Source organism: Geodermatophilus sp. URMC 63 (assembly GCF_053502565.1).
The window spans coordinates 5,080,591-5,092,953 of sequence record NZ_CP199956.1; the positions used below are offsets into that span (position 1 = coordinate 5,080,591).

Sequence of the window (12,363 nt, forward strand, 5' to 3'; positions counted from 1 at the left end):
CGAGCGACCGTGGTCGGTCGCTAGGGTCGTTCCCCTTTCCAGGGGCGCCGCGCCCCGCAGGAGGGGGTCCGGTGAGTTCCAGCCTCGGGATCGATCTCGGGACGACGTTCGTCGCTGCCGCCGTCGCGGAGGACGGCTCCGCCGGGATGGTCCCTCTCGGGGACACGTCGGTGGTGGCGCACGCCGCGGTGCACGTCGGCGAGGACGGCTCGGTCACGTGTGGCGACGCCGCCGCCCGGCGTGCCGTGAGCGAGCCGGACCGCGTCGTCCACGACCTCAAACGCCGGCTCGGGGACCCGACCCCGGTGCTGCTCGGCAGCGCGCCCTTCCCGGTGACCACGCTCCTGGGCTCGTTGCTGCGGAGCGTGCTCGACCGGGTCGTCGAGGTCTCGAGGCGCGAGCCCGACACCGTCGTGCTCACCCACCCCGCCACCTGGGGGCCGGCGCGGTGCCGGGCCCTCGCCGACGTCGCCGCCTCCGCGGGCCTGACCCGGTACTCGACCGTCACCGAGCCCGAGGCCGCCGCGGCCCACCACGGCACCACCCGGGACGTGCGGGCCGGTGAGGTCCTCGCCGTCTACGACCTCGGCGGCGGCACCTTCGACGCGACGGTCCTGCGCCGCACGCCGCACGGCACCGAGGTGGTGGGCATGCCGGACGGTGTCGAGCGCCTCGGCGGCTGCGACTTCGACGACGCCGTCCTCGCCCACGTCGACGCCGTCGCCGGCGGGGTCCTGCGCCGGCTCGACCTCGGCGACGCCCGCACCGCCGTGGCCCTGGCCCGGCTGCGCCAGGACTGCACCGCGGCCAAGGAGGCCCTGTCCTTCGACACGGAGGCGACCATCCCGGTGTTCCTCCCCGGCCGGCAGCTGGAGGTCCGGCTCACCCGGGAGGAGTTCGAGGGCCTCATCCGGGTCCCCGTGGAGTCCACGATCCGGGTCCTCGGCCGGACGCTGCGGACGGCGGGTGTGGCGCCGGGCGAGCTCTCCGCGGTGCTGCTGGTCGGCGGTTCCTCGCGGATCCCGCTGATCGCCGAGGTGGTGTCCCAGGAGTTCGGCTGCCCCGCGGTCCTGGACGCCCACCCCAAGCACGCCGTGGCCCTCGGGGCCGCCGTCCTCGGCCGGCGCCTGGCCGGGACGGGCCGGAGCGGCCCCACCGGCACCGCCGTCCCGCGGCCGCCGGAAGCCCCGGCCGCCACGGCCCCCACAGCCGCTGCCCCCGCGGCCGCCGCCGTCGGCGCGGCCCCGACCGGACCGCCGAGCCGGCCGGCGGCGGCCGCCGCACCGGCGGCCGCTCCCGCAGCCGCCGTCCCGGGGGCGGGGTCCGCACCGGTCGACGCCGCGGCCGCCGGGCCGGCACCCGGGACCGCGCCGCCCGGGCCGAAGGGGCCGCCCGCCGTCCTGGCGGTGGTGGTCCTGCTCCTGGTCACCCTGCTCGGGGCAGCGGCGCTGGTCGCCGGAGGCGGCCTCGCGAGCGGTCGGGACGACGGCGCCCCGGCCGCGGCGTCCTCGGGTGCGGCCGAGGCCTCGCAGTCGCCCGCGGTCGAGCCGGTGGCGGCGAGCGTGCCGGTCCCGTCGGTGGCGGGCACCATCGCGGTCGGCGAGACGCCGGGCTACGCCGTCGCCTCGCCCGACGGCCGGCGGCTCTACGTCGCCCAGGGCGCGGCCGGGACCATCACCGTGGTCGACACCGAGGTCGACGAGGTGGTCTCGACCATCGACGTCCCGGCCGGCCCGCCGCGGTACCTGACCCTCTCGCCGGACGGCACCCGGGCCTACGTGAGCGTCTGGAACGACGACCGGACGATCGCGGCGATCAGCGTCCTCGACACCACGACCGGCGAGTTCGGGGCCACCGTGCCGATGCGGAGCCGCCCGTACGTCTCCGCGGTCAGCCCGGACGGGTCCCGGCTCTACGTCCCCAACCACGACTCCGACGTCCTCACGGTCGTCGACACCGGGACGGCGACGCCGGTCGCCGAGATCGACGTGCCGCCCAACCCGCACTGGGTGGAGCTGACCCCTGACGGCACCCGCGCCTACGTCGCCGACCACGACTCCGACGTCGTCGCGGTGGTGGACACGGCGACCGACACCGTCGTCGACGAGGTCCCGGTCGGGACGAGCCCGCACAGCATCGCGGTGCACCGGTCCCGGCCGCTGGCCGCCAACGTGAACTACGACGCGGCGTCGGTCTCGGTGATCGACACCGACAGCGACGAGGTCCTGGCCACCGTCCCGGTCGGCGAGGGACCCCAGGACGTCACCTGGTCGGCCGACGGCCGCTTCGCCTACGTCACCAACGTCGAGGACAGCACGCTGTCGGTCGTCAGCGCCGACGACCTCACCGTCACCGCGACCGTTCCGACCGGGACGTCGCCGACCTCGGTCACCGTGCTGCCCGACGGGCGCAAGGGCTACGTCAGCGACCTCGGCAGCGGCACGCTGACCGTCCTCGACCTCGCCGGGTGAGCGCCGCGGACGCCGTCCGGGTCACCGCGGGGAGGCGGTGAGGTCCACGCTGTCGCCGCCGACGGCCCGGCACTCGAGGTCCAGCGGGCCCGTGGGGACGCGCTGTCCGGGCGCGCAGGTGACCTCCTGCTCCCCCACGCGGAGCACCGCACGGCCGTCGCGCACCCCGAGGAGGGTGATGGCGGTACCGAGGACGGTCGCCCGCGAGCCGGTGCCCGCCAGCGACACGGAGCAGGAGGTCCCGGAGCAGGACACGCTGCTCACGGAGGAGGAGCCGCCGGCCGCCACCGCAGCGGCCGAGGCACTCGCCCCGGGGGAACCGGGAGCGCCTGGGGAACCCGAGGCACCGGGGGAACCCGCGGCACCGGCGGAACCCGCGGCACCGGCGGAACCCGCGGCACCCGGGGAACCCGGCGCGCCGGCGCCACCGGACGCGGTCGTCCCGCCCGGGCCGCCGGAGGAGCCCGCCGCCCCGGAGGAGGTGCTCGCCCCGCCGGGAGCGGGGGCCGCGCAGGCGGTGAGCAGGACGAGCAGGAGCACCCCGGCGAGGGCTCCGCAGGAGGAGCGCGGGGCGGGGCGCACCGCCGGCCGCCGGTGACGCGGCACGCAGCCGGGTTCGGGGGTCACACGCTCCACCTCCACCGCCGCCAGGTACGACCGTCCCGCGGTCACATCGGGGTCAGCCGGACCCGGAAGGAGACCGGCCACAGCTTGCCGGTGAGCAGGTACTCGCCGTCGCCGAGCGCCGTGATCCCGTTGAGCACGGCGTCCGGGTCGGCGCGGCGCTGCGGGTCCAGCAGGCCGGCCGCGTTGACCACCGCGGTGACCGCACCGGAGGCCGGGTCGATGCGGACCAGCTCGTCGGTCTGCCACACGTTGGCCCACACCTGGCCGTCGACGCACTCGAGCTCGTTGAGCCGGGTCACCGGCGTCCCCCGCAGCGTGACCGCGACGCTGCCCGTCTCGGCGAAGGTGTCCGGGTCGTGGAAGTGCAGCCGGTCGCCGCCGTCGCTGCGCACCAGCCGCGCGCCGTCGGAGCACAGCCCCCAGCCCTCACCGGTCAGCGGCAGCTGCCGCCGCACGGTGAGCGTGGCGCGGTCCCACTCGAGCACCACGCCGTCCTGCCAGGTCAGCTGCCAGATGCGGTCCCCGGCCACCGCGATGCCCTCGCCGAACAGCCGGCCGGGCAGCGGGACGGCCTCCTGCACCTCGCCCGTGGCCGGGTCCAGCGCGCGCAGCTGGGACTCCCCCGCCAGTCCCGTGCCCTCGTAGAGCACGTCCCCGTCCAGCTGCAGGCCCTGGGTGAAGGCCGACGGGTCGTGCGGGACCTCGGCCAGCACCTCCGCCCGCAGCACCGGCACCTCCGGCGCCGAGGCTGACGCGCTCGTGGACCGGCTGGTCAGGTGCTGCTCCGCGCCCTGCGGCAGCGCCGGCGGCACGAAGAGCGTGCCGACGAGCACGAGCAGGAAGGCGGGCGCCACGAGGCCGGTCCGCACCAGCGGGTGCGGACGCTCGGCCGCCGGCCGCCGCACCAGCGCCTGGACGGCCAGGGCGGCGAGCACGGCCGCGACACAGACGGCCAGCGGGAGGACCGCCACGGCACCCGGTGCCGGGAGGAGCGCCACCACCACCAGCGTCCCCAGCACGACCGCCGCCCACCGCAGCTCCCGCAGGGCCGCCACCGCGGCGACGACCAGGAGCGAGGCGACGAGGAGCAGCTGCCGCTCCGGGCCGGAGAGCACCGTCCCCGCGGGCGCGCGCAGCAGCACCGGGGCGACCAGGGCCGTGAGGGCGGTGACGGCGAACGCGGCGACGGCGAGCGGCGTCCACCACGGCACGGGCTCCGGGCGCGCTCCCCGGCGGACCACCACCAGGACGGCGGCCACGGCCAGGGGCACGCCCAGCAGCGGTGCGGTGGCGATCCCCACGGCCACCGCGAGGGCCCCCGCTCCGCCCAGGAGCCGCTGCAGGAGCAGTCCCCGCCGGTCGTCGACGTCCGCGCGGCCGGAGGCGGCCAGCGTGAGAGCGGTGGCACCCGCGGCCACCCACGCGGCGCCCACCACGCCCGGGCCCACGGTGGCCAGGGCCGACACGGCCGGGCCCATCGCGGTCACCGCCGCCAGCGGGACGGCGACGGCCATCGGCCGCCAGCGGCGGACGGCGGAGACCAGCAGCAGGCAGGCGACCAGCACCAGGACGGCCAGGACGGCCGGCTCCCGGCCGCCGCCGAGGACGTCGGCGTGCCGGTCGAAGGCGCCGGTCAGGGCGGCGTAGGCGGCCACCTGGTCCCGCACGACCGCCTCGCCCGGGCCCACGGCCGGAGCGGCGGCGCGCCCGACGTCGAGCACCCCAGTCGCGCTGGCGCTGATCCGGGCCTCCGCTGTGGACAGCGGTGCCGACAGGGCCACCGCGGTCACGCGCAGGACCAGCGCGGCCCCGAGCACCCCGAGCCCCACGGGGGCGGCGTAGCGGCGGGCGGCTCCCCACCGGCCCGGCGCCGCCCAGGACCAGCCCCACGACACCACGACCCGGCGCAGCAGCCGCCCGAACATCCCGAGGATCAGGACCATGCCCACCCAGGGGACGAGGAAGAGGACCAGCTGCAGGACGCCCAGGACGGCGGCGGTCAGCCGCCCCTCCCCCAGGGCCGCCTGCATCTCCTCGCCGTACTGCAGCGCGGCGTCCCAGGCCACCGGCACGACCCGGGGCAGGACGAGGAGCATCACGACCAGGTAGTACGCGAGCAGCGGGACGGCGATCGCCACCCACACGACGATCAGCCGCCGCGCCCGGGGCCGGAGCTCGTGCAACCGCGAGTGCGCCCGCCGGCCGGGGACCAGCGCACCGAACACCGGCCCGACGTAGGTGAAGAGCTCCGGCACCCCGATCAGGTCGGCGAGCATGTAGTAGCCGTCGAAGCGCAGCAGCGGCAGGAACTGCCGGACGGTCTCGGCGTGCATCGCGAAGGCCGCGACCAGCAGCCAGCCCTGCCCGGTGCCGAGGTAGGCGGCGGTGACCGCGGCCATGGAGACGGCGTTGAAGTAGACGCCGCCCAGGTCGACGCGCAGGCGCCCCGTCCGGCCGAGCCGGTAGGCGTCGGTGACGTCGCTGTAGAAAGCCGGCCAGACCAGGTAGATGCCGACGCCCATGGCCCCGGGACGCGCACCGCCGTAGCGGCAGGCCGTGACGTGGCCGCACTCGTGGAACCCGGCCGAGAGGAACACCAGCAGGAGGAGCAGGAGGGTGAGGGCGGGGCGGTGGATCAGCGACGTCACGCCCGACGTGAGCCGGTCGACGAGGTCGCCCTGGGCCAGGACCGCGACGTCCAGGGCGACGAACACGGCCATCGCCGCGATCCAGACCGGACGCAGGAAGAAGGGGCGCAGCAGCCCGGCGATGCGCCACGCGACCCGCTCCGGGACGACGTCGACCCGGTACCGGAGACCCAGCAGGGGGTCGGAGCGGACCGGCGCCCCCGCGGTGCCGGTGTCCCCGTCGCCGGACGCGATGATCCCGGCCGGGCGGAGCCGCTCGTCGACGAGGAACAGCACCTGCTCGGCGGTGAGCTCGTGACCGGAGCGTGCGCTCAGGTCCGCGGCGATCCCGTCGGCATCGCGGCCGTCCAGGGACTCCGCCACCCGGTACAGCAGCTCCGGCAGCTGCATGACCTGGCCGTCCGACCGGCGCACGAGGTACTTCGGCGTCTGGTACCCGGAGTCGGCGTACTCACCGAGCAGTTCGGTGCCCTCGGCCAGCCGGCGAGGGGAGTCGTCGAGATCAGCCACGGGCGGCGGCGCCGTGGGGCTCACCAGGGTGCTCTGCTGCAAGGTCCCGTCTTCCCTCGGACTGGTCTTCCCCGACCGACCCGCACCGGCACCCCGGGGCGGGACGGCCTCGACAGGAGGGGGCGATCGGGAACCGACCGCCCCCTCCCGTCAGTGCACGGTCATCCCGTCACAGCAGCCCGGGACGGTCGTGCAGCCGCGGAGGTCACGCACCCCCGAGGGTGAACGTGCCGCCAGCACCGCCGGCGCCACCCGCGCCGCCGTCGCCACCGGTCGCCGTGGCGTCACCGGACGTGGCGTCACCGGTGGTCGCGGTGTTGGTGGCGGTGGCGTCGCCGCCGAACAGCGAGACGGCGGTGGAGGTCTGGGTGATGGTCGGGATGTTCAGCGCCAGCGAGATGGCGTTGGCAGCCCCACCGGCACCGCCGGCGCCACCGGCGCCACCGTTGAGCTGCATGGTGGTGCGGGCGGGGAGCAGCTCGACGTACTGGTCCTCGAACATTGGTCCTCCTGTTGTTGGTTCGGTCGTCGTGCAGCGGCAATCGGATGACACCGGAGGTACGGCACGTGAATGTGCCGCACCGGCGATCCCCCGCATCCGACCGTTTCCGTTCACCGATCCGGCATCGGCCGCCCGACCATTCCACCCGGCGCGTGCGGTGCGCAACACAGGAATGACACATCGTCAGAGGCGCGCTACCGACTCCCATAAGGGAGATCACGTAGGGACAAATGGTGCACTGCGGAGACACGTCCTCCCCACTACGCAGAGGGACTCATCGCTACTGAGACCGCACGGTCGGCCGCCCTCGTCCCGGGCCGGAGCGGCCTACGGTCCGCGCCGCGCGCTCGTCGACCGAGCGCCTCGTCGGGAGCGCTCCTCCGGCGTGCCCGTGCGGTGCAGCCGGGTCCGGAGGAGGGCGAACGGCGGGTGTCTCCCGGTCCACCGGCGGCTACTACAGAACGTGTGGTTACCGCTACGTACCTCGACCTGCCACGCGGCGAGCCCTCGTCGTGGCGACAGCGCGGACGGCCGAGCGCACCGCCTCCTGCCGGCGAGCCGCCCACATCCCGACGCCGTCCGGGGCGCGCCCTCGCGATGGGAGGCGCGACGGCGGCTCCGACTCGGTGACCTGCGGGTTCCTCCCCGACCGGCGTCGCCGGAGCCCCGATCCCAGCGGCGGACGGCGTGCGCAGCACGTGCCGCAGAACGGTCGTGAGGTCGCGCCGATCCTCCTGCGACGGATCCCTGGGGGCGATTGTGCGGCCCATAAAGTACGGCGCCGTGGGGGAGACGACGCGATTCCAGGGAAACGAGGAGCCGGACGACCACCTCGGCTCCGGAAACGCCGATCGCCTCGATCCCCCGGCCTGGCGGGCGGCGCAGTCCGAGGCGGAGTGGGCCTTCGTCGAACGGGGCGGCGAGCTGCGCGCGGTCCTCGAGCGCGTCGACGGCGGCGAGCCCGCCGCCGTGGTCGTCTCGGGCCGGCACGGGGTCGGCCGGACCCGGCTGGCGCAGGAGGCGATCCGGGTCCTGCGGGACCGGCGACGCGGCACCGAGTGGGTCACCTGCACGCGGAGCACGGAGGTCATCCCGCTCGGGGCGCTGACCCACCTGGTGCCGGTGGGGGGCGCGTCGTCGGACCCGACGGCGGCCTGGCAGGCCCTGGCCGCCACCCTCGACAGCTGCCGGGAGGAGCACGGGCGCGTGGTCGTGGTGATCGACGACGCCCACCTGCTCGACGACCTGTCGGCCACCCTGGTGCACAAGCTGGTCCTCACCCGGAGGGCCAGCGTCGTCCTCACCGTCCGCAGCGGCACCCGGCTCCCCGACGTCGTCGCCGCGCTCTGGAAGGACGGGCTGGCCACGCGGGTCGAGCTCCCGCCGTGGTCCCGCGGACAGGTCGACCGGCTGCTCAGCGCGGCGGTGCACGGGACGGTGGACAGCCGCACGACGGAGTTCCTCTGGCGCACCAGCCGCGGGAGCGTGGCCCACCTGCGCGAGCTGGTCGCCGCCGGCCTGGGCACCGGTCGCCTCCACCAGGTGGGCGGCGTGTGGCGCTGGGACGGCGGGATCGAGCCGACGCAGCGGCTCCTCGACGTGCTGCAGGCGGAGACCGACGAGCTCGGTCCCGAGGAGCGGGCGGCAGCGGAGCTGCTGGCCGTCAGCGGTCCCCTGGACCTGACCGACCTCGTGGAGCTCACCTCGTCGGAGGTGGTCGCCGCCCTGGAGCGCCGGGGGACGGTCACGGTGGAGGAGACGCCGCACGGGCCGGCCGCGGACCTGACCGAACCCCTGCACGCCGTCGGCCTGCGCGCCCGGCTGCCGCACGCGACCGCGCGGGCCCTCCAGCTGCGTCTGGCCGCGACCACCTCGGCGCGACGGTGGACCGAGCAGGACCCTGCGCGGGCCGCGGAGCTCCTCCTGCAGACCGACGGCCCGGCGGTCGGGGCCGACCTGCTGGTCCGGGCCGCCCGGCAGGCCGCCGCCGCGGGCGACCACCCCACCGCCGAGCGGCTGGCACGGGTCGCGCTCGAGCGGGGAGCAGGCACCGCGGCCTCGATCGCCCTGGCCGAGGCGCTGCGGTGGCGGGGCCGCCCGGCGGAGGCGGAGGCCGCCGCCCGGGAGGCCGAGCCGGGCACCGCCGCCGAGCGGGAGCAGCTCGCCGTCACGCGGACCCTCAATCACTTCTACGGCCTAGGGTCGGTCGAGGAGGCCCGCGTCGAGGGGGCCGCTGCCGGGACCCACCAGGACGCGGTGTCCGCGGTGCGCGGTCTGCTGCTGTACTCAGCCGGACGATCGCGGGAGGCGCTGGGCTCGACCGAGGGCGCCCGGCGCGACCCGGCGAGCCGGCTGTGGGCGTGTGCGGCGCGGACCGGCGCCCTCGCCGTCCTGGGCCGCGCCGACGAGGCGCTCACCGCCGCCGACGAGGGGTGGAAGGCACTCGACGAGGCGGCGGCGACGGCGGAGACGTCGACCGCGCGCGCCGCGCTCGCCCACGGCGAGGTGCGCGCGCTGGAGCTGTCCGGGCGGATCCGCGAGGCGGTGCGGCGCGCGCACGAGCTGCACCGGGCCTCGCTGACCGGGCCGGCCGGGGCCGGGGACGCGGTGTCGGCCCAGGGCGTCGGCTCGGCGACGCTGGCGGCGGGCCGGCCGGTCGAGGCGGCGCGGTGGCTGGCCGAGGCGGCCGCGAAGCTGGCCGACGGCGACCCGCTCGGACTGCTCCCGCTGTGCCGGGCGCAGCTGGCCCAGGCCCTCGCCCTGGCCGGGGACGCGGTCCGCGCCCGCCAGGTCCTGGCGGCGCCGAGTCCCTCCCCGGTCGTCCTGTCCGCACCGGAGGCCCAGCTCGCTCACGCGTGGACGGCGGCCCTGGCCGGCCGTGGCGAGGACGCGGTCGCGGCGGCGCTGGGGGCGGCCTCGTCCGCGGCGGGCACGGGACAGCCGGCGGTGGAGGCCCGCGCCCTGCACGTCGTCGTCCGTCTCGGCGGGACCGGCGCAGCAGCCGCACGGCTGCAGGAGCTCGCGGGGGTCGTCGGCGGTCCCCTGGTCCGCGCCGGCGCCGCCCACGCCCGCGCGCTCGCAGACGGGCACGGGGACCGGCTGGACGAGGTCGCCACCGAGTTCGAGTCCATGGGTGCCGGCGCCCTCGCCGCCGACGCCGCCGCGCAGGCCGCCGCGGCACACGCCGCCGCCGGTCGGCGACGCCGCGCGGCCGCCTCCGCCGCGCGGGCCAGTGCCCTCGCGCGGGCGGCCGGCGGGGTGCACTCCCCCGCCCTGCAGGAGGTGGGGGTGCGGCCGCTCACCGCGCGGGAGCGGCAGGTGGCGGCGCTGGCCGCCGACGGGCTGAGCAACCTCGGCATCGCGCAGGAGCTGCAGCTGTCGGTCCGGACGGTGGAGACCCACCTCGCCAACGCCTACACCAAGCTCGGGATCAGCACCCGGGCCGCGCTCACGGTCGCGCTGGTGACGGCTGCCCGCGGATGGGTGCCGCGGCCCCGCGACGGTCAGCGGGCCGCGAGCCGGGCCGCCAGCCGGGCCACCCAGGGCAGCTGAGGTCCGGCGACGGCCGCGTCCGGCCGGGGACGTGCACGAGCCGGGCCCGGCCGACGCCCACGGCCCGCCGGGACGCGGGAGGGGAGCGACCGGAGACCGGTCGCTCCCCTCCGTGCGGTGCCGGGCCACCCTTCCGCGGCCCGGCACCGCCGCGCTGCCGCGAGGTCAGGCCGTGACGTCCACCGTGCCGCCGGCACCGCCGTCGCCGCCGTCGCCACCCGCGCCACCGACCGCGTCGGCCGCGCCGCTCGTGGCGTCACCGGTGGTGGCGTCGTTGGTGGCGGTGGCGTCGCCGCCGAACAGCGCGACGGCGGTGGAGGTCTGGGTGACGGTCGGGATGTTCAGCGCCAGCGAGATGGCGTTGGCAGCCCCACCGGCACCGCCGGCGCCACCGGCGCCACCGTTGAGCTGCATGGTGGTGCGTGCGGGCAGCAGCTCGACGTACTGGTCCTCGAACATCGGTCCTCCTGGTCGTCCGTGTCATCCGTGTCGGGCGTCGTGCACGCCGGCCGACCGGACTTCCCGAGCCGATCGGCCACCGCTGCCGAACACCATCGCGGTGTCGGCGGAATGGACGTTTCCAGTCGCGAAAGCGGACTGCAACTCCCAGATGACAATTGGTCGACATCGACTACGGAGAACGGAGGAATGGATCACCGACGTCGCAGTACGACCACTGAGAAAAGGGGCTCGGACCACGTAGTGACCGTTCTGGGCCGCTGGGACCGGACGCCGGTCACGTCGACGACCGGGAGGGTCCGCCGTCCCCCTCGCCGTCGTACGGCCCACGGGGAGCGGCACGGCGTGGTGGCGGGCCCGGCCGGAGACGACGGACGCCCGGACCCACAGATCATGGGTCCGGGCGTCCGCGACGTCCTGGGACGTCACAGGTGTGGGCGCGGCAGGGATCGAACCTGCGACCGCTCGCTTGTAAGGCGAGAGCTCTCCCGCTGAGCTACGCGCCCCGCCCGCCCAGCGTAGGTGCCGCCGGGCGGTGGATCCGGGAGACGGACCTCAGGCCGCGAGCTCCGCGACGGCGTCCTTCCAGCCGGACTGCTCGCGCGCGTCGCCGGGCTGGTTCACCTCGGCGAAGGCGATCCTCCCCCCGGCGTCGACGAGGAAGGTGCCGCGCACCGCCATGCCCGCCTTGTCGTTGAAGACGCCGTAGGCCTGCGCGGTGGCGCCGTGCGGCCAGAAGTCCGACAGCAGCGGGAAGTCGAAGCCCTCCTGCGCCTTGAACGCCTTGAGGCTGAACACCGGGTCGGTGCTGATCGCGACGACCCGCACGCCCGCGTCGGTGTAGGTGGTCAGCTCGTCGCGCAGCTGGCACAGCTCACCGGTGCAGATCCCTGAGAAGGCGAACGGGTAGAAGACGACCAGCACCGGGGTCCCGCGCAGGTCGGCGAGGGAGACGACCTGCCGGTCCTGGTCGGGGAGGCTGAACTCGGGCGCGGCATCGCCGACGGAGAGGCTCATGCACCCGATCCTGCCTCACGTGGTGACGTGCTCGAACGGGCCCCCTCGCGGGGGCCTGGTGACGTGCTGGCGCGGCCCCCTCGCAGGGGCCCGCGCCGAGCGGAGCGAGGCGTGGGGGGCGAGGGGGTCCGTGCTCAGCGGCGGGTGCGCGCCGTCTTCGGGGTGACCAGCCGGATGCCCGACCAGTCCTTGGCCGCCGAGATGCTGCTGGTCTGCGCCAGCCCGGCGGTGGGCGCGGCCTCGGTGACGTCACCGGGGGCGACGTGGCCGGGCCGGCCGGACTTCGGCACCAGCAGCCAGACGACGCCGTCGTCGGCCAGCGAGGCGATCGCGTCCACCAAGGCGTCGACCAGGTCGCCGTCGTCCTCACGCCACCACAGCAGGACGACGTCGGCCACCTCGTCGGTGTCCTCGTCGACCATGTCGCTCCCGGAGACCTCGGCGATGGAGTCGCGCAGGTCCTCGTCGGCGTCCTCGTCCCAGCCGAGCTCCTGCACGACCATGCCCGGCTTGATGCCCAGCCGGGCCGCCATGCTGGCGCTGCCCGAGTCGACGCTCATCCCTGCTGTTCCTCCAG

Annotated in this window: 8 protein-coding genes and 1 tRNA gene; 2 read left to right on the top strand and 7 right to left on the bottom strand. The window is 76.3% G+C overall.

What is annotated here, in order from left to right; genetic code table 11:
* Positions 1 to 71: 71 nt before the first annotated feature.
* Complete coding sequence (locus ACWIZO_RS24680) at positions 72 to 2,471, top strand: Hsp70 family protein (protein ID WP_448640222.1); 2,400 nt, start codon at positions 72 to 74, stop codon at positions 2,469 to 2,471.
* A gap of 21 nt (positions 2,472 to 2,492) precedes the next feature.
* Here ACWIZO_RS24680 and ACWIZO_RS24685 read toward each other — a convergent pair whose 3' ends face one another.
* The 3 genes from ACWIZO_RS24685 to ACWIZO_RS24695 all read right to left on the bottom strand — a co-directional run bounded on the left by ACWIZO_RS24685 (position 2,493) and on the right by ACWIZO_RS24695 (position 6,758).
* Positions 2,493 to 2,726, bottom strand: a complete 234-nt coding sequence (locus tag ACWIZO_RS24685; RefSeq protein WP_448640223.1) for a hypothetical protein — start codon at positions 2,724 to 2,726, stop codon at positions 2,493 to 2,495.
* A 413-nt stretch (positions 2,727 to 3,139) separates the two neighbouring features.
* On the bottom strand, positions 3,140 to 6,298 hold the full coding sequence (locus ACWIZO_RS24690) for a glutaminyl-peptide cyclotransferase (protein WP_448640224.1): 3,159 nt from the start codon (positions 6,296 to 6,298) through the stop codon (positions 3,140 to 3,142).
* 163 nt (positions 6,299 to 6,461) lie between these two features.
* Complete coding sequence (locus ACWIZO_RS24695) at positions 6,462 to 6,758, bottom strand: hypothetical protein (protein WP_448640225.1); 297 nt, start codon at positions 6,756 to 6,758, stop codon at positions 6,462 to 6,464.
* 783 nt (positions 6,759 to 7,541) lie between these two features.
* Between ACWIZO_RS24695 and ACWIZO_RS24700 the strand changes: the two genes are divergently transcribed.
* Entirely contained in the window at positions 7,542 to 10,310 is a 2,769-nt protein-coding gene (locus ACWIZO_RS24700; protein ID WP_448640226.1) for a LuxR C-terminal-related transcriptional regulator, read from the top strand.
* A gap of 165 nt (positions 10,311 to 10,475) precedes the next feature.
* On the opposite strand, the gene ACWIZO_RS24705 is transcribed toward ACWIZO_RS24700, so the two are convergent.
* The 4 genes from ACWIZO_RS24705 to ACWIZO_RS24720 all read right to left on the bottom strand — a co-directional run bounded on the left by ACWIZO_RS24705 (position 10,476) and on the right by ACWIZO_RS24720 (position 12,346).
* On the bottom strand, positions 10,476 to 10,769 hold the full coding sequence (locus ACWIZO_RS24705) for a hypothetical protein (RefSeq protein ID WP_448640227.1): 294 nt from the start codon (positions 10,767 to 10,769) through the stop codon (positions 10,476 to 10,478).
* Between the two features lie 434 nt (positions 10,770 to 11,203).
* Positions 11,204 to 11,275, bottom strand: a tRNA-Val gene (locus ACWIZO_RS24710).
* A 49-nt stretch (positions 11,276 to 11,324) separates the two neighbouring features.
* On the bottom strand, positions 11,325 to 11,786 hold the full coding sequence (locus ACWIZO_RS24715) for a peroxiredoxin (protein WP_448640228.1): 462 nt from the start codon (positions 11,784 to 11,786) through the stop codon (positions 11,325 to 11,327).
* 134 nt (positions 11,787 to 11,920) lie between these two features.
* Complete coding sequence (locus ACWIZO_RS24720; RefSeq protein WP_204690813.1) at positions 11,921 to 12,346, bottom strand: DUF3052 domain-containing protein; 426 nt, start codon at positions 12,344 to 12,346, stop codon at positions 11,921 to 11,923.
* Between the last annotated feature and the right edge of the window lie 17 nt (positions 12,347 to 12,363).